The 25,088-nt window shown below is 72.1% G+C and carries 18 protein-coding genes; 6 read left to right on the plus strand and 12 right to left on the minus strand.

Annotation, left to right across the window (positions count from 1 at the left end):
* Window positions 1–22: 22 nt before the first annotated feature.
* From HHX37_RS16635 to glgP, 9 genes are all read right to left on the minus strand, one after another.
* Window positions 23–1,924 carry a serine/threonine-protein kinase gene (locus HHX37_RS16635; RefSeq protein ID WP_182885950.1) on the minus strand — a complete coding sequence of 634 codons (1,902 nt, stop codon included), beginning with the start codon at window positions 1,922–1,924 and terminating at the stop codon, window positions 23–25.
* Between the two features lie 11 nt (window positions 1,925–1,935).
* A complete protein-coding gene (locus HHX37_RS36755; protein ID WP_259406477.1) occupies window positions 1,936–4,128 on the minus strand; it encodes a serine/threonine-protein kinase in 2,193 nt (730 codons plus the stop codon).
* A 106-nt stretch (window positions 4,129–4,234) separates the two neighbouring features.
* Window positions 4,235–4,750 carry a YbaK/EbsC family protein gene (locus tag HHX37_RS16645; RefSeq protein ID WP_111698842.1) on the minus strand — a complete coding sequence of 172 codons (516 nt, stop codon included), beginning with the start codon at window positions 4,748–4,750 and terminating at the stop codon, window positions 4,235–4,237.
* A gap of 59 nt (window positions 4,751–4,809) precedes the next feature.
* Window positions 4,810–5,664, minus strand: coding sequence for a M55 family metallopeptidase (locus tag HHX37_RS16650; protein WP_259406478.1), 855 nt, complete (start codon window positions 5,662–5,664; stop codon window positions 4,810–4,812).
* Window positions 5,649–6,875 carry a DUF6395 domain-containing protein gene (locus tag HHX37_RS16655; protein WP_182885951.1) on the minus strand — a complete coding sequence of 409 codons (1,227 nt, stop codon included), beginning with the start codon at window positions 6,873–6,875 and terminating at the stop codon, window positions 5,649–5,651. The genes HHX37_RS16650 and HHX37_RS16655 overlap by 16 nt, the downstream gene beginning before the upstream one ends.
* A gap of 6 nt (window positions 6,876–6,881) precedes the next feature.
* Entirely contained in the window at window positions 6,882–7,232 is a 351-nt protein-coding gene (locus HHX37_RS16660) for a hypothetical protein (protein WP_111698846.1), read from the minus strand.
* A 56-nt stretch (window positions 7,233–7,288) separates the two neighbouring features.
* Complete coding sequence (locus HHX37_RS16665; protein WP_182885952.1) at window positions 7,289–8,068, minus strand: enoyl-CoA hydratase/isomerase family protein; 780 nt, start codon at window positions 8,066–8,068, stop codon at window positions 7,289–7,291.
* Window positions 8,069–8,104: 36 nt separating this feature from the next.
* Window positions 8,105–9,163: a glycosyltransferase family 4 protein gene (locus tag HHX37_RS16670; RefSeq protein ID WP_182885953.1), complete on the minus strand. Its 1,059-nt coding sequence runs from the start codon at window positions 9,161–9,163 to the stop codon at window positions 8,105–8,107.
* Window positions 9,164–9,236: 73 nt separating this feature from the next.
* Window positions 9,237–11,834, minus strand: a complete 2,598-nt coding sequence (glgP, locus tag HHX37_RS16675; protein ID WP_182885954.1) for an alpha-glucan family phosphorylase — start codon at window positions 11,832–11,834, stop codon at window positions 9,237–9,239.
* A 356-nt stretch (window positions 11,835–12,190) separates the two neighbouring features.
* Here glgP and HHX37_RS16680 point away from each other — a divergent pair, with 356 nt between their 5' ends.
* The 4 genes from HHX37_RS16680 to glgB all read left to right on the plus strand — a co-directional run bounded on the left by HHX37_RS16680 (window position 12,191) and on the right by glgB (window position 19,679).
* Window positions 12,191–14,242, plus strand: a complete 2,052-nt coding sequence (locus tag HHX37_RS16680; protein ID WP_111698853.1) for an alpha-1,4-glucan--maltose-1-phosphate maltosyltransferase — start codon at window positions 12,191–12,193, stop codon at window positions 14,240–14,242.
* Between the two features lie 61 nt (window positions 14,243–14,303).
* Window positions 14,304–16,025, plus strand: a complete 1,722-nt coding sequence (gene treS / locus HHX37_RS16685) for a maltose alpha-D-glucosyltransferase (RefSeq protein ID WP_182875465.1) — start codon at window positions 14,304–14,306, stop codon at window positions 16,023–16,025.
* Entirely contained in the window at window positions 16,022–17,371 is a 1,350-nt protein-coding gene (locus HHX37_RS16690) for a maltokinase N-terminal cap-like domain-containing protein (RefSeq protein ID WP_182885955.1), read from the plus strand. The genes treS and HHX37_RS16690 overlap by 4 nt, the downstream gene beginning before the upstream one ends.
* A 46-nt stretch (window positions 17,372–17,417) precedes the next feature.
* Window positions 17,418–19,679: a 1,4-alpha-glucan branching protein GlgB gene (gene glgB, locus HHX37_RS16695; protein WP_182885956.1), complete on the plus strand. Its 2,262-nt coding sequence runs from the start codon at window positions 17,418–17,420 to the stop codon at window positions 19,677–19,679.
* Between the two features lie 15 nt (window positions 19,680–19,694).
* Here the strand turns inward: glgB and HHX37_RS16700 are convergent, their stop codons facing one another.
* Entirely contained in the window at window positions 19,695–20,678 is a 984-nt protein-coding gene (locus HHX37_RS16700) for an NAD(P)-dependent alcohol dehydrogenase (protein ID WP_182885957.1), read from the minus strand.
* Between the two features lie 231 nt (window positions 20,679–20,909).
* Between HHX37_RS16700 and HHX37_RS16705 the strand changes: the two genes are divergently transcribed.
* Complete coding sequence (locus tag HHX37_RS16705; protein WP_182875332.1) at window positions 20,910–21,551, plus strand: DUF2306 domain-containing protein; 642 nt, start codon at window positions 20,910–20,912, stop codon at window positions 21,549–21,551.
* Here the strand turns inward: HHX37_RS16705 and HHX37_RS16710 are convergent.
* Both HHX37_RS16710 and HHX37_RS16715 read right to left on the minus strand, forming a co-directional pair.
* Window positions 21,527–22,183, minus strand: a complete 657-nt coding sequence (locus HHX37_RS16710) for a response regulator (protein ID WP_111698863.1) — start codon at window positions 22,181–22,183, stop codon at window positions 21,527–21,529. The two genes, HHX37_RS16705 and HHX37_RS16710, sit on opposite strands and share 25 nt — an antisense overlap.
* A complete protein-coding gene (locus tag HHX37_RS16715; RefSeq protein WP_182875331.1) occupies window positions 22,180–23,322 on the minus strand; it encodes a sensor histidine kinase in 1,143 nt (380 codons plus the stop codon). The genes HHX37_RS16710 and HHX37_RS16715 overlap by 4 nt, the downstream gene beginning before the upstream one ends.
* Window positions 23,323–23,500: 178 nt before the next feature.
* Between HHX37_RS16715 and HHX37_RS16720 the strand changes: the two genes are divergently transcribed.
* A complete protein-coding gene (locus HHX37_RS16720) occupies window positions 23,501–25,036 on the plus strand; it encodes a glycosyl hydrolase family 18 protein (protein ID WP_182885958.1) in 1,536 nt (511 codons plus the stop codon).
* Window positions 25,037–25,088 lie beyond the last annotated feature (52 nt).

Raw genomic sequence — 25,088 nt, forward strand, 5'->3', positions numbered from 1 at the left:
GCTTCGCTCGTCGGGGCGGGGATCAGGTCCAGAAGGTCAGGAAGCCCAGGCCGATGCGGTCCATGATGTCGCCCACGACGCCGCCGATCAGGTTGACGACGGTGTCCTCACCCTTCCGTTGGAGATCCCCGACGATTTTGTCGATCGCCACCGACGGCGGCCGCCAGGGGACCCAGGAGGCGTCCGCGGACAGCGCCGTCATGACCGCGAACAGCGCGACCATGCCGACCACGATCGTGACGATCATGCCCGCGCCCGGGCTGCGGATCACCGCGGTGAGCGTACGGGCCACGGCCCTGCGCGGGGCCTTGCCGCCGGGCAGGAGGAACAGGCCGGCGACGAAGGCGCCGGCCGCGTAGGCCGCGGCGGGGTCGGGACGCACTCCGCCCAGGTAGTGGAAACCGCCCCAGCAGCACATGGCGAACATCACGGCCAGCGGCACCTGTACCACCGTGGCCAGACCGGCCCTGATCAGCGCCCACGGCGTGCCGAGCACCGCGAGGAGCGGGTCGGCGCCGCTGCTGCCCCGCGCGGCCCGGCGGTCGGCGAGGTCGCCGAGCAGGTACTGCCCCACCCTCAGGCACAGCGCCGCCACGGCGGCGAGCAGGCTCACCACCACCGGCAGCAGGCAGGCCAGCGCCACGAGCGTGGCCAGCAGCAGGGCCGCGAGCACCGGATGCCGCGCGCGGTAGGGAGCCCGCGGGGGCTCCGGCGGGTAGGGCGCGGCCGGTTCCGGGGCCGGCGGCCGCGCGACCTGCGGCTCGGGATAGCCCGCCACCCGCTGGTCGGTGTGCGGCTGGAAGACCGCCGGCTGGTACGGCGGCGGGGGCGGGCCCCCCTGGCCGTACGGCGGGGCCTGCGGGTGCGCCGGAGGCGGCGCGGACACCGGGCGGCGCTGCTTCGGCGCCCGGGGCTCCCGGTAGGGCCGCTCCGGCGCCACGTAGTTCACCGGCGGCAGCAGGTCGGAGTAGCTGTCGTCGTCCGACGGCAGCATGCTGGTCCGGCCTCCGTTGCCGCTGCCGTTGCCCTGGCCGCTGCCGGGGGCCGTCGTCTCGTCGAGCAGACGGGTGCCGTCGAGGACCCTCGTCCCGCCGTCCTGCGGCGTCTCCCGCAACACGGTGACCGTGGGGTCGAGCGACCGGGTGAGCCGCAGCAGCGACGCGGCGGTGGGACGCGACGCGGCGTCGGACGCCAGCGCGAGGCGGAGCCAGCCGCGCAGCCAGACCGGCGCGAGATCCACCTGGGCCTTGCCCTCGAGGATGTTGTAGCAGACCGACTCGAACGTGCCCGAGCCGAACGGCGGCTTGCCGGTGACGCCGAAGAACACCGTGGCCGCCAGCGCGTGCACGTCGGCCGCCTGGGTGATCTGGGTGTCCCGGATGATCTCGGGGGCGAGGTAGCCGGGCGTGCCGACGAACATCCCGGTCTGGGTGAGCCGCGTCGCGTTGACGAGATGGGCGATGCCGAAGTCGATGACCAGCGGTTCGCCGTCCACCAGCATGACGTTGGCCGGCTTGAGGTCGCGGTGGATCACGTCGGCCGCGTGGATGGCGACCAGGGCCTCGCACAGGCCGCGGGCGAGCCGGACCACGGCGTCGCCCCGGAGCGGGCCGTCCTCCAGCACGGTCTGCTCCAGGGTCCGCCCGGGGGCGTACCGCGTGACGATGTACGGCGCGGCGCCGGTCAGGTCGGCGTCGAGGACCTCGGCGACGCGCCTGCTGCGCACCCGCCGCATGGTCTCGACCTCGCGGGTCAGCCGGTCGCGGGCCTTGAGATCGGAGGCGACGTGCGGGTGCAGGACCTTGACCGCGACCTCGCGCCCCTCCGCGTCCAGGCCGAGGTGGACCACCCCCATGCCGCCCTCGCCGAGCTGCCGCAGCAGCCGGTAGGGGCCGATCCTCTCGGGAGCCTCAGTAGCCGACATCTCGTCCCCCGTCACCCATACCCCGCCTGGTTCCGCAGGTCCCTGAGCCGATCAAGTACTGACAGAACGTCGATAGGGCCCCAGAAGTGCCCTGCTGTTTGTTTACCCAGGAGGGCGGCGAGCGCGATCGCCGCCGTGAGCACCGCGACCGCGCCGATCCCCCAGGCGAGCCCCTGCGCCGCGCCGTCGCCGGGGGCGAGTGAGGCGAGGGTCCGCCGCATTTGCCGGCTCGGGCCGGTCACCCCCGGCCCGGCGCACAACGTCCACAGCGCCACCGCGACACCCCAGCTCAGCGCGGCGAGCAGGGGCGCCGACCCAACGAGCACGGTGAGCGCCAGCGTCACGGCCAGCCCCAGGACCAGCGCGTACGGCACGAGCGCCAGCGTGATCGCGGCGGACCTGACGAGCGCCGCCGGCCGGCCCAGCACCCGCAGCACGTCCGTGGCCGCGGCGCCCGCCGCGCGGCGCGTGTTCAGATGCGCCTGGTCGAGGTCGGCGGCGCGGAGCAGCACCGCGACCGGCACGGCCACCAGGCAGACCAGCATCGGCGCGACGACCGCGAGGCTCGTCATCACGACGAGCAGCAGCGCGCTCGCCACGCCGTACGCCCTGGAACGCTGGAGCAGCCCGCCGGGCGGGAACGGCGGCACGGTCGGCGGCGGCACCCGGACCGTCGGCATGTACGCCACCGGATTCTGCTGGTGGGCGTTCTGCTGGTTGGGGTTCTGCTGGGGCGGATAGTGCTGGTGGATGTGCGGCGTCTGCTCGTAGATCTCGGGCGCGTGCCCGAAGAGGGCCTGGTCGCGGGCCGCGACGTCCCGGTGCCCCGGCCCGGGCGAGCCCGCCTCGCGCGGGGCCTGGCGTGGCGGCGCCGGGTCGTGCGGCAGGGCCGTCCCCCCGGTGACCGCCTGGCGCACCTCCTCGGAGGTGACCCGCCGCGTGGGGACGTCCCCCTCCGGCCGCAGCATCGGCGTGGGCCACTCGTCGGGCCCCGTGGCCGACCGGCCCGCGCCGGCTCCTGTGCCAGGACCTGTGCCAGGACCTGTGCCGGGGTGCGGGCCGGGGCGGTGCGGGGGCATCCGGGTGGGGATGTCGCCCTCCGCCGGCGCCCCGAGGCCCGCCTTCCGCAGGTCCTCCCCGGTGACCCGCACGGTCGGGAAGGGGTCGCCGCCCTGACCCGCCACGGGCGTGTCCCGCAGCAGGGAGACGAACTCCTCAGCCCGATCGGCGGGGCGGGACGGCGTGACCGGAGGCGTCGCCACGGGCGCGACCGGAGGCGTCACCGCCGGCCCGGTCGCCTGTGGCCGCACCGGCGGCCGGCCGCCGAAGTCGGGCATCCGCTGGCTGCCGGTGTCGTCGACGTTGGGCACCGTCATGATCTCGTCGGGCACCCGCGGCCTGCCCCCCGCGCCCTGCGGCATCAACCGGCCGACCTGCCGCACCAGCTCGGCCGACGTCGGCCGTCTGGCCGGATCGCGGTTGAACGCGGCGCGCAGCACCGGCTGGATCGGCGCCGGAGCGGCGTCCACGTTGGCCCGGCCGGAGGTGATGTTGAAGAAGATCATCTCCAACGTGCCCTTGCCGAACGGCGGCTGGCCGGTCGCGGCGTACAGCACGGTGCCGGCCCAGGCGTGCACGTCGACCTGCGGCCCGGCCTCGTGACCCTCGATGATCTCCGGGGCGAGGTAGCCGGGCGTGCCGATGAACATCCCGGTCTGGGTGAGCCGGGTGGCGTCCACCGCCTGGGCGATGCCGAAGTCGATAAGGACCGGCTGGCCGTCCAGCATCAGCACGTTGCCGGGCTTCAGGTCGCGGTGGATGACCCCCGCGGCGTGGACGGCGGCGAGCGCCTCGGCCACCCCCATGGCGATCTTGAGCACACCGTCGAGCGGCAGCGGGCCGTCCTTCTTGACGATCTCGTCCAGCGCCCGTCCCGGCACGTAGCGCGTGACGATGTACGGCCGGCGGCCGGTGACGTCGGCGTCGACGACCTCCGCGATGTGCCGTCCGCGCACCCTGCGCATGGTCTCGACCTCGCGCGACAGCCGCCTGCGCGCCACGTCGTCCCCCGCCACCTCCGGGCGCAGGACCTTGACCGCCACCTGCCGGCCCTGCGGGTCCAGGGCGAGGTGGACCACCCCCATGCCACCCTCACCGAGCCGCCGGAGCAGCCGGTACGGGCCGAGTCGGTCGTCTTGATTCATCGCCTTAGCACCATACCGACTAAAAGAACGCCCATGAGTGAACCATCGCGCCACATCTCCGCTCAGCACAACGGAGAAAGGACGCGAACGGTTTCCGGGCGGGCGATCACATGGTGAGCGCGAGGACCTCGCCCCGGGTCGCCGCGACCAGCGCCTCGCCGGAAAGCGCCAGCTTGGAGCGGCGAACGCCGCTGCCGATCACGACGAACGGCCGCCGGGTCACGTTTTCGTCAACGAGCACCGGCCAGCCGTCGGGCAGCCCGATCGGGGTGATGCCGCCGTACTCCATGCCGGTCAGTTCGACGGCCTCCGCCTGTGGGGCGAAGGACGCCTTCCTGGCGTCCAGGTGACGGCGTACGACCCCGTTGACGTCCGCCCGCATCGTGGCGAGCACCATGACGGCCGCGTACCTCGTCTCCCCGCCGCGCCTGGCGCTCACGACGACGCAGTTGGCCGAGTCCTCCATCGCCACGCCGTACCGCTCGCAGAAGGCCGCGGTGTCGGAGAGGCCGGGGTCGATCTCGGCGACGCGCGGCGGCACGCCGAGCGAGGCGACGGCCTTGGCCACCGGATCGGCGAGCAGATCCGGCCGCTCGGAGACGGGAACCCAGTCGAGTGGCATTCGGTCCTCCTTGACCGCGCGCAGGTGCAGGTGGGGTTTCGGGTGCCTTGTGCCGGGGGTCAGCCGTACCGGCCGCTGCCGCAGGCGACCTGCCCGCCGATCATGGAGAAGAGCCCGAACAGGGCCATGATCTCGTGGTAGTCGCCGGTGCCGAACTCGGTGTGCCGGGGGTCCACGAGCCGCACGCCGGGGATGATCGCGCAGGCCGCCGCGATGGCGGTGGAGTTCCACTCCACGCCCAGGGTGTACGGCGGCTCGACCACGTAGGGCCGGAAGTCGGCCAGCCGGCCGAGCGCCCGCGCCGTGCCCTCGCGGATCCGCCGCCAGGCGACGGCCGGGGGCAGCAGCTCGGCGGAGAACCTGTCCACGCCCTTCTTCACCGCGACGGTCTCGACGTCGCCGAGCAGTTCCCGCGCCTCCTCGCAGACCGCCTCGTCGCCGGCGACGAGCGCGACCGGCACGCCCATCGACCCCGCGAACCCGGCGACCAGCCGGGTCTCGCCGCAGATCTCGCCGTTCAGGTAGACGTTCTGGATCTCCTTGCCCATCCAGGTGTGGTTGAGCACACCGTGCGCCACCCCCGCGCGGGCGTGGTAGCCGGCGAGGCAGGCGGCGTCCATGCCGGCGACGAGGCCCTGCCCCATGCGGTGCGGCTTGCCCGGCCCCCTGATGAGGGTGGCCCGCTCGTCCAGCAGGTCGATCCTGAGGTTCTTGGTGGACCCGTGCGCGTCGTTCACCAGCACGGACGCGGCGCCGGCGTCGAAGGCGCCCTGGACGACCGCGTTGGCGTCCCCCGTCATCAGCTCACAGCCGCGCTCGTAGCCCCGGCCGCCGTGGTGCATCTCCTCGGGGTCGGTGAGGCCGGTGACCCCCTCCATGTCCACCGAGAGGTAGATCTTCATACCGCCGTCCATGCCTCCACCTGGCGCTGCTCGTCCGCGGTCATGAGCCCGATGTGCTCCCGCATGTAGGCGCCGATCTCCCCGCGCCAGGGCTCCGGCGTCTCGTCGATCGCGGGGGGATAGCAGCGGTCCATCCAGCGGGTGGACTCCACCGTCGCCCGGAGATGCTCCGCCGCCGTGGCGAACGGCGTGGTCTCGATGCCCGGCACCCGCGCGCAGCCGTACTCGATCGTCTCCTGGCCAGGGTACGGCGGCGGCTGCTGCCAGACGCGGGCGGGGACCGACGCGGCGGTGAGTGTCGTCTTGAGCGGGCGGCCCTCGACGGCGGCGAGGATCAGCTCCTTACGCAGGCACTTGCCGCACTTCTGGCATGGTCCTGACATGTCACCACGCAGACACCAGCGCACCAGATGCGCGAGGTCGGAGCCCAGCGCCATGCGCATGGTCACGGGCTCGCTCACCCCGCCCACCGGGAGCACCAGCGGAACCCCGGCGGCGGCGTACAACCGGCCCCACGGCCCGTGCGTCGCCCACATGGGGTTGTCCGATGCGAAGCGGTCGGCCTGCCGGCCGCTGTCGAGCCATCGCGACCCCATCTCGTAGCCCAGGGCGACGCCGCCCAGATCCAGGTCGTCGGCGAGGAGCAGCACCCCCACGGTGACGGCGTGGTGCTCCGGGTAGCCGGGCCGGGGGCGGCTGAGCAGGAACTCCAGGTCCGACGGGACGATGTGGAGCTCCCGGCCGGAGCGCCGGGCGAGATCCGCGAGCACCTCGGCGCGGTAGTGCGTCCACCGGTTCGGCACGCGCGGGTGGCTCACCCGCTGGAAGTGGACGAAAGGCGCGTCGGGGAACATCGCGGCCACGGCCATCGAGTCGGCGCCACCGCTGTAGGAGATGGCCAGGCGGGCGCCGCTCCTGGCGTCCTCTCCCACCGGCCCGGCGTCCACCCCCCATCCCGTACGCAGCGCCTCGGCGAGTCCCGGGGAGATCGGCCGGTCGAAGGTCACCCGGCGGCGGGTCCACGGGGCGACGACCGTCCAGGCGGACAGCGCGAGCAGGTCGGGGTGGGGGGACCCGCCACCGGCTCCCGTGTGGACGTGACAGGAGTTCGTCCGCAGTTCGACCGGGGTGCCGTCGGTGCAGGCCCCCGTGGTCTCGTCCTCGGGGTCGAGCAGGAAGACCAGCCGCCACACGCCCTCGTCACGCGTCCATGTCACCCGCATGACCGGCTACCCCACGCGCCCGGAGTCGCCCACGCGCGCCGACAGGTCGTCGATCGCCTGCCAGATGCGCATCTCGTTCTGCAGCAGCGTGTCGACCGCCTCGGCGGTCTCGGTCGCGAGGCGGTGCGCCTCGGCCGCCTTCGGGTCGGCGGCCGCCCTGGCCGGCGCCGCGTTCCCCCGCCGCAGCCGGTCGATCTCGTCGCGCAGCGCCACGACCTCCCGGCGGAGCATCTGCACCTCCCACAGGGCGTCCTTGAGGTCCTGCCGGTGGTCGGGTTTGGTGACGTACCGCGAATCGAGCCGGGACAGCAGCGCCCGGCGCAACCGCGACGGGGTCAGGACTCGCAACCGCATCATGAACCGCCACGATAGCGGCATTTTGGAGCGATCTCGGCTCAACTCCGGAGGCGGTCTCAGCGGCCGGTGAAGGTGGGACGGCGTTTCTCGGCGAAGGCCGTCATCCCCTCCCGGGCGTCCTCGGTGGCGAACAGCCCGGAGAACTGGAGCCGCTCGATCTCCAGGCCGGTGTCCAGGTCGGTCTCCAGGCCGTGGTCGACGGCCAGTTTGGCCGCCCGGATCGCGGCGGCCGGTCCCCCGGCGAACGTCGCGGCGAGTTCGAGCGCCGCCGGATAGACCTCCTCGTCGGGGACCACCCGGTCCACCAGGCCGATGGCGAGCGCCTCCGCGGCGGACACGTGCCGCCCGGTGAAGATCAGGTCCTTCGCCCTGGCCGGGCCGACGAGCCGGGGCAGGCGCTGGGTGCCCCCCGCGCCCGGGATGATCCCCAGGTTGATCTCCGGCTGGCCCAGCTTCGCGCTCTCGCCCGCCACCCGGAGGTCCGCGCACAGCGCGAGTTCGCAGCCGCCGCCCAGGGCGTAGCCGGTGATCGCCGCGATGACGGGCTTGCCGATCCGGGCGACGGCGGTGAAGCAGTCCTGCAGCGCACGCGAGTGCACGGCCATCTCGGCGTAGGACATGACCGCCATCTCCTTGACGTCGGCCCCGGCGGCGAAGACGCGCTCACCGCCGTACAGGACGACCGCGTGCGCGTCCGGATCGGCGTCCACGAGCCGCGCGGCCGCCGCGATCTCCTCCTGGACCTGCCGGTTCAGCGCGTTCATCTTCGGCCGGTCGAGCCGGATCGTGGCGACGTGCCCGGACGTCTCGATCCTGACGAATTCACCTTCACCCATGAGCCTCACCCTAAGACCCCTGCCCCGGGACGGAGATCAGCGTCCGAGCGGGAGGGGCTGCCGGGGAGCGCCGGCCGCCTGCGCCAGCACCTTGCGGTACACCTGCTCGTATCCCTGCACCATGACGCGCAGGTCGAAGTGCCGGTCGACGCGGGCGCGCACCGCGTGCGGGTCCAGCGCGGAGACCGCCTCGATCGCGGCCGGCAGTTCGGCCGGCGTGTCGCGGACGAACCCGGTCACCCCGTCCACCACGATCTCCGGGACCGCGCCCCGGCGCAGCGCCACCACCGGCGTGCCGCAGGCCATCGCCTCGATCATGACCATGCCGAACGGCTCGTCCCACAGCAGCGGGAGCACCAGGCACCGGGCCCGTGAGAACAGCTCGCTCTTGAGGGCACAGTCCGCCTCCCCCAGGTACTCGGCGTCCGGGCCGAGCAGCGGCGACACCCGCCGGCGGAAGTAGGAGAGCTCCCCCGGCTCGGCCTGCCGGCCGACCAGCAGGATGCGGCGGCCCACCGCGCGCGCCGCCTCGACCGCGAGGTGCGCGCCCTTGTCGGGGCTCATCCGCCCCAGCCACAGAACCCAGTCGTCCTTGCGCTCCCGGAACGGCCACGCCGCGGCGTCCACCGCGTTGTGCACCCGCCCCACCCAGTTGAGGTCGGGCGCGCAGGCGCGCTGGGCGGCGGAGATGGCCACCAGCGCCACGTCCGGCCCGAGCCCGCGGTAGTAGTCGCCGAGCTCACCCCCCACGTCGTTGTGGCAGGTGACGATCGTCGGCACGAGCCGGGCGGCGGCGGTGAGCGGCCCGGCCAGCGAGTGGTCGTGGACGACGTCCACGTCCAGGCTCCGCAGCAGGCGGGCCGCGCCGGCCGCGTGCACCACCTCGGGGAAGGGGTCGCCGATGCGCGCCGAGGGCGGCTCGTCGTAGGTCCGCAGGTCCACGGTCCGGCCGGCCCCGATCACGGTCACCCGGTGGCCCTGCCGCCGTAAACCCTGGACCAGCCCGTGCACGACCGTCTCGATGCCGCCGTACGCCCGGGGCGGGACGTCGTACCACGGCGGCGCGACCATCCCGATGTGCAGCGCCTGTGCCATGGTGCGGGTCTACCCCCCTCACCTGCGGCGAAAGCAGGATGAGGGGGGACGACCCGCGCCTAGGCGCAGGGGTCTAACGCAGGGTGCCGTTGGTCATCCCGACCGGCTCCTCCGGTACGGCGACCAGGCCCAGCTCCGCCGGGGACGCCATCAGCGGGTGGGACGGGACCACCCGCACCGAGTAGCCGAACGCGCCGGTGCGGTCCAGCGGCACGGCGCCGGTGTAGTGCGCCCGGCCGTCGTCGCCCACCGAGTCGGCCTTGAGCGTCACGTAGCAGGGCGCGAGCAGTTCGTCGTGCGCCCCCACGCGGCCGTACGCCGCCTCGACCCGCACGTCCTCCGCGGACAGCTCGCCGAGGGCGATCGTGGCCCGCAGCTCAAGCTGGGCCCCCAGCTCGGGGGTGTCCCCCACGCCGGCCGCCTCCACGTGCTCGACCCGCACGCCCGGCCACGCCTTGACCACGCGCAGCTTCCAGGCGGCGAACAGCCGGGCGTTGTCGTAGCCGTCCGCCGCGAGCACGCGGGCGCCGGCCGCGGCCGGGGTGTAGAGGTCGGTGACGTAGTCGTGGAGCATCCGGCCGGCGAGGACCTTCGGCCCGAGCGAGCTGAGCGTGTGCTTGACCATCTCCAGCCAGCGCCGCGGCAGGCCGTCGGCGGCCCGGTCGTAGAACCGGTCGGCCACCTCGCGCTCGACGAGGTCGTACAGCGCCGTGGCCTCCAGCTCGTCCCGCCGCTCGGGGTCGTCCACCCCGTCGGCGCTGGGGACGGCCCAGCCGTTGGTGCCGTCGTACCACTCGTCCCACCATCCGTCGCGGATGGACAGGTTGAGGCCGCCGTTGAGCGCCGCCTTCATGCCGGACGTGCCGCACGCCTCCAGCGGGCGCAGCGGGTTGTTCATCCACACGTCCGACCCGGTGACCATGAGCTGCCCGAGCGCCATGTCGTAGTCGGGCAGGAAGACGATGCGGTGCCGCACGTCCTCGGAGTCGGCGAAGCGCACGATCTGCTGGATCAGCTTCTTGCCGCCCTCGTCGGCGGGGTGCGCCTTGCCGGCGATGACGATCTGGACTGGCTTGTCCGGATCGAGCAGCAGCCTGCGGAGCCGGTCGGGCTGGTTGAGCATGAGGGTGAGCCGCTTGTAGGAGGGCACCCGCCGGGCGAAGCCGATCGTCAGCACGTCCGGGTCGAGCGCCTCGTCCACCCAGGTCAGCTCGGCCTCGGTGGCTCCGCGCTGGCGCCACGACTTCCGCAGCCGCCGGCGCGCCTCCTCCACCAGGCGGGCCCGGAGCGTGCCCCGGATGCCCCAGATGTCGGCGTCGGAGAGCTTGTGCACGCCCTCCCAGCCCTGCGCCTTGTCGATCAGCGACGGCAGCTCCTTGCCGGCGAGCTCCATCATCTCCCGGCCCACCCACGTCGGGGCGTGGACGCCGTTGGTGATCGAGCCGATCGGCACCTCGTCGACGTCGAAGCCCGGCCACAGCCCCTGGAACATCTCCTGGCTGACCTTGCCGTGCAGCTCCGACACGCCGTTGACGCGCTGGGCCAGCCGCATGCCCATGACGGCCATGTTGAACACCGCGGGGTCGGACTCGGGCCCCTCGGGCTCGGCGCCGAGCTCCAGGATCCGGTCGACCGACACCGTCGGCCAGGCGTTCGAGCCGCCGAACTGGCGGGCGATCATCTCGGCGGGGAACCGGTCGATGCCCGCGGGCACCGGCGTGTGCGTGGTGAACACCGTCCCGGCCCGTACGGCCTCCAGCGCCTCCTCGAACGACAGCCGGGCCTCGGTGAGCTCGCGGATGCGCTCCAGGCCGAGGAATCCCGCGTGCCCCTCGTTGGTGTGGAACACCTCGGGCTCGGGGTGCCCGGTGATCCGGCAGTAGGCCCGGATGGCCCGCACGCCGCCGATGCCGAGCAGCAGTTCCTGCATCAGCCGGTGGTCGCCGCCCCCGCCGTACAGGCGGTCGGTCACGTCCCGGGCGACCGCGTCGTTCTCGGCGACGTCGGAGTCGAGCAGCAGCAGCGGCACCCGGCCGACCTGGGCCACCCAGACCTGGGCGTGCAGGGTGCGCCCGCCCGCGAGGCTGATCGCGACGCGCGCCGGCGCCCCGTCCTGCTCCTTCAGGAGCGTGAGCGGCAGGCCGCCGGGGTCGAGGGAGGGGTAGTGCTCAAGCTGCCAGCCCTCCGCCGACAGCGACTGGGTGAAGTACCCGTGCCGGTAGAGGAGACCGACGCCGAGGATCGGCACACCGAGGTCGCTGGCGGCCTTGAGGTGGTCGCCGGCGAGGATCCCGAGGCCGCCGGAGTACTGCGGCAGCGCGGCGGCGATGCCGTACTCGGGCGAGAAGTAGCCGATCGCCTTGGGGGCGGCCTCCAGCGATTGATACCAGCGGGGGGCGGTCATGTACTCCCGCAGGTCGTCGGCGGCGTCGGCCAGGCGGCGCAGGAAGCGCCGATCCTGGGCGAGCACGCGCAGCCTGTCGGCCTCGACCGCGCCGAGCAGCGCGACGGGGTCGTGGTCGACACGCTCCCAGACCTCGGGATCCACCTCCGCGAACAGGTCCATGGTCTCGGGGTGCCACGACCAGCGGAGGTTCTGGACCAGCTCACCCAGAGGTGCGAGCTGCGAGGGAAGAACGGTTCGGACAGTGAACCTGCGGATAGCTCTCACGAGGTCAGACCCTAGTTACTCAGCGCCACGACGCGCGACCGAAAACATACCTGTCGTACTGCGGATCGAGTTCTTCGTTGAACGCTTTCACCCCCAGCATGCAGGTTCAAACCTCACCAAAGTACCCTTGACCTGGTGATGTCCATGCCGGACGATCTAGCCCGGCACCCAGTGATCGATCTCCAGGCGTCGTCGCGCCAAACACGGCGAGCGCTCTTTCGTTCTGCAGGGGTAAGAGTGGACTATTAGGGCAACCCCTGTAAGAGCGAGGTGGGACTCCGGTCTACGGGTCCCTTCTGTCGTGCTGCCCGCCTGCCGGCGGTACCCGGTGTGCCGCCCCCGAGTACGAAGTGACGATGATCGGACGAATTCCCATCCAGGACATCCAGCCCGTCGTCGACTGCGGCCAGTGGCCCGCCAAGGCCGCCGCGGGAGAGACCTTCGAGATCAGCGCGACGGTGTTCCGCGAGGGGCACGACGCGGTCGCCGCCGGCGTCGTGCTGATCGACCCGGACGGCGCGCCGGGCCGGATGCTGCCCATGCGCGAGGCCGGGCCGGGCACCGACCGGTGGAGCGTGGAGGTGTCGCTGCCCACCGAAGGGCTGTGGCAGTTCCGGGTGGAGGCCTGGAGCGACCCGATCGCCACGTGGACGCACGACGCGGGCATCAAGATCCCCCGCAATCTGGACGCCGACCTCATGTGCGAGGAGGGCGCCCGGCTGTTCGAGCGGGCGGCCAAGGGCGTGCGGGCCGCGGACTGCCGGGTGGCGGCGGAGGCGGGCGGCACCTGCGGGCACCGGGCCGCGCTGCTGGCCCTGGCGGCCCGCCTGCGGGACGACGCGGTGGACCCCCGGGCGCGCTTCGCGGTCACGCAGCTGCCGGAGACCGCGGAGCTGATCGCCGCGCATCCGCTGCGCGACCTGCTCACCCGTTCCGGGCGCCAGCGCGTGCGGGTGGACCGGCGGCGGGCGCTGTTCGGCTCGTGGTACGAGTTCTTCCCCCGCTCGGAGGGGGCCGTGGTGGGGCAGGAGGGCGTCGCCCCCAAGTCGGGGACGTTCGGGACGGCGGCCAGGCGGCTCCCGGCGATCGCCCAGATGGGCTTCGACGTGGTCTACCTGCCACCGATCCACCCCATCGGCGCGCAGTTCCGCAAGGGCCGCAACAACACGCTGACGCCCGACCAGTACGACCCCGGATCGCCGTGGGCCATCGGCTCGGAGCAGGGCGGCCACGACGCGATCCACCCCGATCTCGGCACGATCGAGGACTTCGACGAGTTCGTCGCGAAGGCCCGCGAGCTGGGCATGGAGATCGCCCTCGACCTCGCGCTGCAGTGCTCCCCCGACCACCCGTGGGTCAAGGAGCATCCCGAGTGGTTCAACATCCGGGCCGACGGCACGATCGCGTACGCGGAGAACCCGCCGAAGAAGTACCAGGACATCTATCCCCTGAACTTCGACAAGGACCCCGAGGGGATCTACGCGGAGGTCAGGCGGGTCGTCCGGCACTGGATGGACCACGGCGTGCGGATCTTCCGGGTGGACAACCCGCACACCAAGCCGGTGCGGTTCTGGGAGCGGCTGATCTCCGACATCAACGCGACCGACCCGGACGTGCTGTTCCTGGCCGAGGCGTTCACCCGTCCCGCCATGATGCGGACCCTCGGCAAGGTCGGCTTCCACCAGTCCTACACGTACTTCACCTGGCGCAACCACAAGCAGGAGTTCGAGGAGTACCTGTGGGAGCTGTCCCACGAGACCTCGCACTTCCTGCGGCCGAACCTGTTCGTCAACACGCCCGACATCCTGCACGAGTACCTCCAGCACGGCGGCGTGCCGGCGTTCAGGATCCGGGCGGTGCTGGCCGCGCTGACGGCCCCCACCTGGGGCGTCTACTCCGGATACGAGCTGGCCGAGAACGTCCCGGTCCGCCCGGGCAGTGAGGAGTATCTCGACAGCGAGAAGTACCAGTACCGTCCGCGTGACTGGGCGGCGGCGGAGCGTGAGGGCCGCAGCCTTGCCCCGTTCATTACCCAGCTCAATTTGTTGAGAAGAGCGCACCCGGCGCTCCAGGAATTGCGTAACCTACGGTTTCACAACGTCGACCAGCCGGACGTGATCTGCTTCTCGAAGCGGCTGCCCGGCGCCTATGACACGGCCTCACGACGGCACGGACTAGGCGATGTCGTACTGGCCGTCGTCAACCTGGATCCATACAACACCCATGAGGCGACGGTCCGGCTCGACATGCCCGCCCTCGGTCTCGACTGGCATGCCGACTTCGTCGTGGACGACCAACTGTCGGGCGAGTCGTACCGCTGGGGGCAGGCGAACTACGTGCGCCTCGACCCGCACGTACAACCCGCACACATCCTCACGCTCCGCCACGGGTCAGCGCTCCGCCCGTGACGCAGCCCTGCACACTACGGGGAGTCAACAGGTGAGCTCGACCACGCCTCAGCCCAGCCACATCCAGCCCAGCCACACCCAGCCGATCCCGAACACCTTCACCGAGGAGGAGCCGCGGGACCAGCGCTGGTACAAGCGGGCCGTCTTCTACGAGGTGCTGATCCGCGGCTTCGCCGACTCGAACGGCGACGGCACCGGAGACATCCGCGGCCTCATCGAGAAGCTGGACTACCTCCAGTGGCTCGGCATCGACTGCCTCTGGCTGCTCCCGCTGTACGAGTCCCCGCTCAAGGACGGCGGGTACGACATCTCCGACTACATGAAGATCCTCCCGGACTTCGGTGACCTGGGAGACTTCATCCGGCTGGTGGACGAGGCGCACAAGCGGGGCATCCGGGTGATCGCCGACCTGGTGATGAACCACACCAGCGACCAGCACCCGTGGTTCCAGGCCTCCCGCAACGATCCCGACGGCCCGTTCGGCGACTTCTACGTGTGGAGCGACACCGACGAGAAGTACCCCGGCGCGCGGATCATCTTCGTGGACACCGAGGCGTCGAACTGGACCTTCGACGCGGTGCGGGGGCAGTACTACTGGCACCGGTTCTTCCACCACCAGCCGGACCTCAACTTCGAGAACCCGGCGGTGCAGGACGCGATGCTGGAGGTCATCCGGTTCTGGCTGGACCTGGGCATCGACGGGTTCCGCCTGGACGCGATCCCGTACCTGTTCGAGCAGGAGGACACCAACTGCGAGAACCTGCCCCCGACGCACGCCTACCTCAAGCGGGTGCGGGCGGAGGTGGACCGCCTGTATCCCGACCGGGTGCTGCTGGCCGAGGCCAACCAGTGGCCGGCCGACGTGGTGGAGTACTTCGGCGACCCGGTCACCGGGGGCGACGAGTGCCACATGGCCTTCCACTTCCCGCTGATGCCGCGCATCTTCATGGCGGTGCGGCGCGAGTCGCGCTATCCGATCTCGGAGATCCTGGCCCAGACGCCGAAGATTCCCGAGAACTGCCAGTGGGGGATCTTCCTGCGCAACCACGACGAGTTGACGCTGGAGATGGTCACCGACGAAGAGCGCGACTACATGTACTCGGAGTACGCCAAGGACCCGCGGATGCGGGCCAACGTCGGCATCCGGCGGCGGCTGGCGACGCTGCTGGACAACGACCGCAACCAGATCGAGCTGTTCACCGCGCTGCTGCTCAGCCTGCCCGGCTCGCCGGTCATGTACTACGGCGACGAGATCGGGATGGGCGACAACATCTGGCTCGGCGACCGCGACGGCGTGCGCACCCCGATGCAGTGGACCCCCGACCGCAACGCGGGCTTCTCCAGCTGCGACCCCGGCCGGCTCTACCTCCCGGTGATCATGGATCCGATCTACGGGTACCAGGCGATCAACGTCGAGGCCCAGCAGAAGAGCGCCAGCTCGCTGCTGCACTTCACCAAGCGGATGATCGAGATCCGCAAGCGGCACCCCGTGTTCGGCCTCGGCGAGTTCACCGAGCTGAACTCCTCCAACCCCAGCGTGCTCGCGTTCGTGCGGGAGCTCGGCGACGACCGGGTGCTGTGCGTCAACAACCTCTCCCGTTTCCCCCAGCCGGTCGAGCTCGACCTGCGCAGGTTCGAGGGATCGACACCGGTCGAGTGCATGGGCGGAGTTCCTTTCCCCCCGATCGGCGAACTTCCGTATCTTTTGACGCTCCCTGGGCATGGGTTCTACTGGTTCACGTTGCCCGTCACGCACCGGACGGCCGGCACGAAGGAGGAGTGACGACTTCACTTCAGGAGCTTCTGGCCGGCTGGATCACCGGGCAACGGTGGTTCGCCGGCAAGGGGCGCGCCATCGACGACCTGTCCATCGACTCCGAGATCGAGATCGCCGGCGGGGACCCGGCGCTGCTCCATCTGGTCGTGTGCGTGCGTCAGGGGGACCGCCGCACGCGCTACCAGATCCCGGTCGGGCTGCGCGAGCACCTGCCCGACCGGCTGGAGCACGTGCGCATCGGCAGGTGCCGCCGCGACGGCCGCGAGGCCGAGGTCTACGACGCGCTGCACGACTCCGCCCTGACCGCGCACCTGCTGGAGGGGATGGCCGTGGACCACGGGTTCGACGGCCTCGCCTTCCACCGCGCGCACGGTGTGGAGATCGACACCTCGCAGCGCAGCCTCGTGCTGACCGCCGAGCAGTCGAACACCTCGCTGGTGTACGGCGACACGTACATCTTCAAGCTGTTCCGGCAGCTCAGCCCGGGGACCAACCCGGAGCTGGAGATCATCACCGCGCTCGCCGGCGCGGGCTCGTCCCACGTGGCCCGGCCGTACGGCTGGATCGAGACCACGCTGCAGGACGAGCCGACCACCCTGGCGATCATGCAGGAGTACCTGCGGAACGCCAACGAGGGCTGGTCGATGGCGCTGACCAGCGTGCGCGACCTCTACGCGTCCCCGGAGGGCATGCCGGCGGAGGACGCCGGCGGCGACTTCGCGGGCGAGGCCCGGCGGCTGGGGGTGGCCACCGCGCAGGTCCACCGGGAGCTGGCCCGGGCCTTCCCCACGGGCATGATCGAGCCGCCGGAGCTCAAGCGGATGACCGAGCGGTTCCGCCGCAGGCTCGACCGGGCGATCGCCGAGGTGCCGCGGCTCGGCGAGCACGCCGACGTCGCCGCCGAGGCGTTCGACCGGCTCGGCGACCTCGCGCACGAGGTGCCGGTGCAGCGGGTCCACGGCGACTACCACCTCGGCCAGGTCATGCGCACCATGACCGACTGGGTCGTGCTCGACTTCGAGGGCGAGCCGGGGCAGCCGCTGGCCGAGCGCCAGGCGCTCGACTCGCCGCTGCGCGACGTGGCGGGCATGCTGCGCTCGTTCGAGTACGCCGCCCGGCACCTGCTGGCCGACCACCCGGACGCCGACGGGCTGGAGCACCGGGCCCGGGAGTGGTCGGAACGCAACCGCGCGGCGTTCCTCGCCGGCTACTCCGAGGGCGGCGGGCGGGTCCGCGGCGACGAGGCGGTCCTGCTGCGCGCGCTGGAGCTGAGCAAGGCCGTGTACGAGGTCGTCTACGAGGCGCGCAACCGGCCGACCTGGTTGCCCATACCGCTCGCCGCCTTCCGCTGACAAGATCGCAGTGTTCGGTGGGATATATCTAGGGCAGGTTTGCGACATGGATTTGGACCGGCTGGCGGGGGGCGCCCATCACGACCCCCATTCGATTCTGGGGGCCCATCCCGGGCCTGACGGCGTCACGATCAGGGCTCTGCGGCCCTTCGCGGAGAAGGTCGAGGTGCTGGCCGAGGGCTCGGCGCACGAGATGGGCCACACCGCCTTCGGCGTGTTCGAGGTGACACTGCCCGGCGTCGACAAGGTCCCGGACTACCGCCTGCGCGTCACCTACCCCGACGCCCCGCCGTACGAGACGGACGATCCGTACCGCCACTGGCCGACGCTGGGCGAGCTCGACCTGCACCTGATCGGCGAGGGCAGGCACGAACGGCTGTGGGAGGTGCTCGGAGCGCGGGTCGTCCGCCACGAGGACGTGGACGGCACGGCGTTCTCGGTGTGGGCGCCGAACGCGCAGGGCGTGCGGGTGATCGGCGACTTCAACCACTGGAACGGCGGCGCCCACCCCATGCGCTCGCTCGGCGGGACCGGGGTGTGGGAGCTGTTCGTCCCGGAGATCGGCGAGGGCGCCCGGTACAAGTTCCAGATCCTCGGCCTCGACGGCGTCTGGCGGGAGAAGGCCGACCCCATGGCCCGGCGCACCGAGATCCCGCCGGCGACCGCCAGCATCGTGGAGAAGCCGGCGTACGAGTGGCGGGACGAGGAGTGGATGGCCGCCCGGGCGTCGCGGGACGCCCTCGTCGAGCCGATGAGCACCTACGAGGTGCACCTCGGCTCCTGGCGGCCCGGCCTGTCCTACCGCGACCTCGCCCGGGAACTGGTCGAGTACGTGACGGACATGGGGTTCACGCACGTGGAGTTCCTGCCCGTCGCCGAGCATCCGTTCGGCGGCTCGTGGGGTTACCAGGTGACGTCGTACTACGCCCCGACCTCCCGGTTCGGCTCCCCCGACGACTTCCGCCATCTGGTGGACGAGCTGCACCGGGCCGGCGTCGGCGTGATCGTCGACTGGGTGCCGGCGCACTTCCCGATGGACGAGTGGGCCCTCGCCCGCTTCGACGGCACGCCGCTCTACGAGCACGGCGACCCGCACCGCGGCACCCACCCCGACTGGGGCACGTACGTCTTCGACTTCGGCCGGAAGGAGGTGCGCAACTTCCTGGTGGCCAACGCGCTCTTCTGGCTGAAGGAGTTCCACGTCGACGGCCTGCGGGTGGACGCGGTGGCGTCGATGCTCTACCTCGACTACTCGCGCCGCGAGGGCGAGTGGACGCCCAACGAGTACGGCGGCAGGGAGAACCTCGACGCGATCGAGTTCCTCAAGGAGATGAACGCCGTCGTCTACCGCGAGGAGCCCGGGATCGTGACGATCGCGGAGGAGTCGACCGCCTGGCCCGGGGTCTCGCGCCCGGCGTACCTCGGCGGGCTCGGCTTCGGCTTCAAGTGGAACATGGGCTGGATGCACGACACGCTCAGCTACATGTCCCGGGAGCCGGTCTACCGGCAGTATCACCATCACCAGATGACGTTCTCCCTGATGTACGCCTTCTCGGAGAACTTCGTGCTGCCGCTCTCGCACGACGAGGTCGTCCACCTCAAGGGGTCGCTGCTGGGCAAGATGCCGGGCGACGAGTGGCAGCGCTTCGCCAACCTGCGCGCGCTGTACGGCTTCATGTGGGCCCATCCCGGCAAGCAGCTGTTGTTCATGGGCGGCGAGTTCGGCCAGGGCGCCGAATGGTCGGAGGCGGGCGGCCTCGACTGGTGGCTGCTCGACTTCGACTTCCACCAGGGCGTGCGGCGGCTGATCAGGGACCTCAACAACGTCTACCGCGAGTCGCCCGCGCTCTACTCCCGCGACAACACCCACGAGGGCTTCCGCTGGATCGACGCCGACGACGCCTCGGGCAACGTGCTGTCGTTCCTCCGGTACGGCGCGGACGGCTCGGTGCTGGCCTGCGTCGCCAACTTCTCCGGCGCGCCGCACGACGACTACCACCTGGGCCTGCCGACCCCGGGGCGGTGGGAGGAGGTCCTCAACACCGACGCGTACGAGTACGCGGGCAGCGGGGTCGGCAACATGGGCGCGGTCGAGGCGGTGGAGACGCCGCGGCACGGCCTGCCCTGCTCGGCGCGGCTGCGCGTGCCGCCGCTCGGCGTGGTGTGGCTGCGGCCGGTGGAGACGCCGACCCCGGTGAGCGCCGAGATGGACGAGCGGACCGTGACGGCCCTGCCGGGGACGGGGCCGGATCCGGAGGACGAGGCGCCGGTGGAGCCGGAGCCCGATGGCCTGGTCGCGGAGTCCTGATCCGCGGCAGGCCGTTCAGAGCGTGACGACGACCTTCCCGCGGGCGTGCCCCTCCTCCACGTAGCGGACGGCCGCGGGGAGGTCGTCGAACGGGTAGACGCGGTCGACGACCGGGGTGAGGTCGCCCTGCTCGATGAGCCCGGCCAGCTTGACCAGGTTCGCCCGGTTCTCGCGGCATCGGGTCACGTCGGCGAGGACCACTCGCCTGGACGTGAACGGCGACGTCGCGAGCGCCGCGATCGTGTGGCCGACGGGCTGCAGCCACCGTCCGGCCGGCCCGCCGACGACGACGTGCGCCCCCCGGGGCCTCAGCACCCGCCGGCAGGCCGCCGGCGGCTTGGTGCCCGCGATGTCGATCAGCACGTCGTACCGCCGGCCGGTCCGGGTGAAGTCGGCCCTGCTGTAGTCGACGGCCTCGCCCGCGCCGAGCGACCGGACCAGGTCCACGTTGCGGGGGCCGCAGACGCCGGTGACCTCGGCCCCGAACGCCCTGGCGAGCTGCACGGCGAACGTGCCCACCCCGCCCGACGCGCCGTTCACGAGCACCTCGTGCCCCGGCCGGACCCGCCCTTCGTCCAGGGCCAGCAGCGCGGTGGCGGCGGCCAGCGGCACCGCCGCCGCCTGCTCGAACGACAGGTTCTCCGGTTTGCGGACCAGATCGCTCTCCCGCACGCTGACGTACTCGGCGAAGCCGCCGCCGGTGACCAGCGCGAACACCTCGTCGCCCGGGCCGAACGCGGTGACGCCCGCGCCGACCGCCTCGACCTGTCCCGCGACGTCGGCGCCGAGCACGCTGAGACGCGGCCCGCGCGGGCCGAGCGTGCCGCCCATCAGACGCGCGACGTACGGCTCGCCTCGCATGTGGTGCCAGTCGTACGGCTGGACGGAGGTGGCTCGGACCCGGACCAGCACCTCTCCGGGGCCGGGCTCCGGCGTCGGGACGTCGCTGAGCGTCAGGACCTCGGGCGGGCCGTACGAGCGTAGAACGTAGGCCTTCATCGCATCTCTCCTCGTCGCCTCGGCGGCTGGGAGGCCAGCGTAGGAAGCGCCGCGCCCAGGGCTCATCGGCCGAAAGTACGCCCGATCGACAGCCGATGGACCGGTGCGGATCGAGCCGTTCCGCCGATGATCCGCACCCACTCCGCGTACGACGATCGGGCCATGACAGAACTGACATCGACGCGACGGTCCGTGCCCACGAGAGGCGGCCGGAGGAAAAGGGAATGGCTGGTGCCGGCGGGGCTGATCGCGCTCAGCGCCGTCCCTGTGGTCGCCGGCGCGACCCGGCTGTCGCAGCTGACCGGCGGCGGGCCGGTCACCGCGAACAGCGCCCGGTACTTCGCCACGCCCTTCCCCGTGGTCGCGCACATCGTCGCCGTCACGCTGTTCAGCCTCCTCGGCGCCCTGCAGTTCGCCCCCGCGCTCCGCCGCCGCGCGCCGCGCTGGCACCGGATCTCGGGACGGGTGCTGGTGCCCGCCGGGCTCGTCACGGCCCTGTCGGGCCTGTGGATGACGCTGTTCTACCCGCACCTGCCGGACGACAGCGCCCTGCTCGTCGGCGTACGGCTGGTGGTGGGCGGCGGCATGATCGTGTCGATCGTCCTCGGCTTCGCGGCGATCCGGCGGCGGGACGTCGCCCGCCACCGGGCGTGGATGGCGCGCGGCTACGCGCTCGGCATGGGCGCGGGCACCCAGGTGCTGACCATCATGCCCTGGGTCGTGCTGACCGGTGAACAGCCCGGCGCGCTCCCCCGCGCGCTGCTCATGACCGCCGCGTGGGTGATCAACCTCGCCGTGGCCGAGTGGGCCCTCCGGCGCCGGCCCGGCGCCCGTGAGCTCGGCGCCCGTCAGCCCGTGACGCGGCCCGTCTGATAGGCCCACATCGCGATCTCGACGCGGTTGCGGGCGCCGAGCTTGGCCATCAGGCTCGCGACGTGCGTCTTGACCGTGCTGAGCGAGATGTGCATCTCGTCGGCGATCTCGCTGTTGGTCCGCCCGCGCGCCACCGCCGCCAGGATCTCCTCCTCCCGGTACGTCAGCGGCTCGACGAGCCGCGCCGCCGGCGCCGCGGGGCCGGACCGGGCGAAGGCCCCGAGCAGCCGCGCGGTGACGCTCGGGGCGATGAGCGCGTCCCCGCCGGCGGCGGCGTGCACGGCCTGGGAGAGCATCTCGGCGCCGGCGTTCTTGAGCAGGAACCCCCGGGCGCCGGCCCGCAGCGCGGCGTAGACGTACTCGTCGAGGTCGAACGTGGTGATGACCACGACGGCGAGGGGGTCGGCGACCCCCGGCCCGGCGAGGCAGCGGGTGGCCTCGATGCCGTCGAGGCCGGGCATGCGGATGTCGAACAGGCACACGTCCGGACGCAGCCGCCGCGCGAGTTCGACGGCCCGCCGCCCGTCGGCGGCCGTGTCGGCGACCTCGATGCCGGGCTGGGCGTCGAGGATCATCGCGAGCCCGGTGCGGACGATCTCCTGGTCGTCGGCGACGAGCACCCGGATGCTCACGTGGCCACCCCGTTCCTGGGCAGCACCGCGGTCACGGTCCAGCCCCGGCCGGGGTCCGGGCCCGCCACACAGGTGCCGCCGAGCAGGTCGGCGCGTTCGGCCATGCCCACGATGCCGTATCCCGCCGGGCCCGCCGGGCGGGCGGAGCCGCCGTCTCCGTCGTCGCTCACGCGCAGGCACACCGAGGGCCCGTCCCCGGTGACGTGCACCGCCACCCGGGTGGCGTGGCGGGCGTGCCGCAGCGCGTTGGTGACGGCCTCCTGGGCGATGCGGTAGACCGCCGCCTCGACCGACGGGGAGAGGCCGCCGAGATCACCGGAGATCTCGACCCCGACGGACGGGTGATCCGGCCCGCCGGGAGCCGCGAGCCCCTCGATGTCGGCGATATGGCGGCCGGGGGTCAGGTCCGCCGGCTCGTCCCGGCGCAGGACGCGGACCATGGCCCGCATCTCGTCGAGGGCGCGCGCCGCCTCGGCCTCGATCACCCGCAGCGCCTCGGTCGCGGCGTCGGGCCGTGCCGCGGCCGTGGCGAGGCCCGCCTGCGCGCGGATCGCCATCGCCGAGACGTGGTGGGCGACCGTGTCGTGCAGTTCGCGCGCCAGCTGCTCGCGTTCGAGCAGCTTGACCTGGTCGAGCTCGCGGGCCCTCGCCCTGGACCGGTAGCGGAACGCCCCGCCCAGCGTGGTCGTGGAGAGCACGACGGCGAACGGGCCGATCGCGTCGGCGGGCGCGGCGTGCTCGACGAGCACCGACAGGCCGGCCCCGGCGAGCATGACCGCGAGGCCGATCACGATCTCGCGGCCCGATCCCCAGCGCACCAGCGCGTACGGCAGGATCAGCAGGTAGGCCAGGGAGTACATGTCGAGCATCGCGCCGTGCAGGGCGACCGGGACCAGGCTCGTCGTGACGAAGCAGACCGCCAGCGCCTCCAGGGGCCGGGTCCGGCGCCACAGCAGCGCGGGCGTCAGCCCGGCGGTGACGACCACCGAGAAGACCCGCCACGGCAGATCCGGCCGCAGCACCCCCTCCAGCACCGCGAGCGGCACCAGCACCACGACGAGCGCCCAGTCGCGCCACACCCGCCTGGGCGCATCGGGGGGACGGGGCTCGTGCCAGACCGAGCGAACGAGACCGCTCACCGCATCATCGTACGGGAGTCCGCACCTCCGGTGCAGGTGACGTCCGGGTGCGACCTTAGCGAGGAGTTAACCGGCGATTAACCGGCCGCCGGGGCGTTGACCCTCCGGCGATCGGTATTTACGCTGCGAACTAATAGGAAACTTTCCTATCGTTTACCCCCCAGACCGGGAGTTTCCATTGCGAAAGATCCTCCTCGGGTCCGTGATCGCCGGTGCCGCGCTGCTCGCGCCGCTAGCGATCGGGACCGCCTCCGCCACCGGCGCCACCACTGCCGCCGCCGTCGCCGCCGCCCCGAAGACCGGAGTCGTCACCCTGGCCTACGCGGCCTGGGCCCCCAACACCTGGTACGCCGTCGGCGCCCGGGTCACGTACGGGGGCAAGGACTACGAGTGCATCCAGGCGCACACGTCCCTGACCGGGTGGGAGCCGCCGAACGTGCCGGCCCTGTGGAAGCTCCTTCCGGGCGGCTCCACCTCGTCCCCCTCTCCGAGCGCGACCCCGACGAGGAGCCCCTCCCCGAGCCCGAGCCCCAGCAGGAGCCCCAGCCCCAGCCCCAGCGCGACGCCCACCGTGACGCCGACGCCTCCCCCTCCGGGCGGCAAGAAGGTGCTCGGCTACTTCGCCGACTGGGGCGTCTACGGCCGCCAGTACTTCGTGAAGAACATCGTGACCAGCGGTTCGGCCGCCAAGCTCACCCACATCAACTACGCGTTCGGCAACGTGACCAACGGCCAGTGCGCGATCGGCGACTCCTACGCCGACTACGACATGGCGTACACGACGGCCAACAGCGTGGACGGCAAGGCCGACACCTGGGACGCCGGCGCGCTGCGCGGCGCCTTCAACCAGTTGCGCAAGCTCAAGGCGCAGTACCCGAACATCAAGGTCATCTACTCCTTCGGCGGCTGGACCTGGTCCGGCGGGTTCGCCCAGGCCGCGGCCAACCCCACCGCCTTCGCCAACTCCTGCTACAACCTGCTGAAGGACCCGCGCTGGGCCGACGTGTTCGACGGCATCGACATCGACTGGGAGTACCCGAACGCCTGCGGCCTGAGCTGTGACTCCAGCGGCGCGGCGGCGTTCAAGAACCTGATGGCCGCGTTGCGCGCCAGGTTCGGCGCCGGCTATCTCGTCACCGCCGCCATCACCGCGGACGGCACGAACGGTGGCAAGATCGACGCCGCCGACTACGCGGGCGCGGCGCAGTACGTCGACTGGTACAACGTCATGACCTACGACTACTTCGGCGCCTGGGCGGCCCAGGGCCCGACGGCTCCGCACTCCCCGCTGACCTCCTACTCGGGCATCCCCACCGCCGGGTTCTACTCCGACGCGGCCGTCCAGAAGCTCCGGAGCAAGGGCGTGCCGGCGGCCAAGCTCCTGCTGGGCATCGGCTTCTACGGCCGCGGCTGGACCGGCGTGACCCAGTCGGCCCCCGGCGGCACCGCCACCGGCGCCGCGCCCGGCACGTACGAGGCGGGCATCGAGGACTACAAGGTCCTCAGGAACAGCTGCCCGGCCACCGGCACGGTCGCCGGCACCGCGTACGCCAAGTGCGGCTCCAACTGGTGGAGCTACGACACCCCCGCCACCATCGGCGGCAAGATGACCTACGCCAAGAACCAGGGTCTGGGCGGGGCCTTCTTCTGGGAGTTCAGCGGTGACACCGCCAACGGCGAACTGATCACCGCGATGTCCAACGGGTTGAGGTAACCGCTTCGAGCCGATCAGGGCCCCCGCGTGTCCCACTCACGCGGGGGCCCCT

This window comes from Microbispora sp. H10885, from assembly GCF_014161415.1.
In the GTDB taxonomy this organism is placed as follows: Bacteria; Actinomycetota; Actinomycetes; order Streptosporangiales; family Streptosporangiaceae; genus Microbispora; species Microbispora triticiradicis.

Bases quoted from the DNA above. Each gene is read 5' to 3' on its own strand.
- HHX37_RS16645 (WP_111698842.1), bottom strand. From the start codon at position 4,750: ATGCCACTCGACTGGGTTCCCGTCTCCGAGCGGCCGGATCTGCTCGCC.
- HHX37_RS16635 (WP_182885950.1), bottom strand. From the start codon at position 1,924: ATGTCGGCTACTGAGGCTCCCGAGAGGATCGGCCCCTACCGGCTGCTG.
- HHX37_RS16670 (WP_182885953.1), bottom strand. From the start codon at position 9,163: ATGGCACAGGCGCTGCACATCGGGATGGTCGCGCCGCCGTGGTACGAC.
- HHX37_RS36755 (WP_259406477.1), bottom strand. From the start codon at position 4,128: ATGAATCAAGACGACCGACTCGGCCCGTACCGGCTGCTCCGGCGGCTC.
- HHX37_RS16680 (WP_111698853.1), top strand. From the start codon at position 12,191: ATGATCGGACGAATTCCCATCCAGGACATCCAGCCCGTCGTCGACTGC.
- HHX37_RS16700 (WP_182885957.1), bottom strand. From the start codon at position 20,678: ATGAAGGCCTACGTTCTACGCTCGTACGGCCCGCCCGAGGTCCTGACG.
- HHX37_RS16655 (WP_182885951.1), bottom strand. From the start codon at position 6,875: ATGCGGGTGACATGGACGCGTGACGAGGGCGTGTGGCGGCTGGTCTTC.
- HHX37_RS16650 (WP_259406478.1), bottom strand. From the start codon at position 5,664: ATGGACGGCGGTATGAAGATCTACCTCTCGGTGGACATGGAGGGGGTC.
- HHX37_RS16665 (WP_182885952.1), bottom strand. From the start codon at position 8,068: ATGGGTGAAGGTGAATTCGTCAGGATCGAGACGTCCGGGCACGTCGCC.
- glgB (WP_182885956.1), top strand. From the start codon at position 17,418: ATGGATTTGGACCGGCTGGCGGGGGGCGCCCATCACGACCCCCATTCG.
- HHX37_RS16660 (WP_111698846.1), bottom strand. From the start codon at position 7,232: ATGATGCGGTTGCGAGTCCTGACCCCGTCGCGGTTGCGCCGGGCGCTG.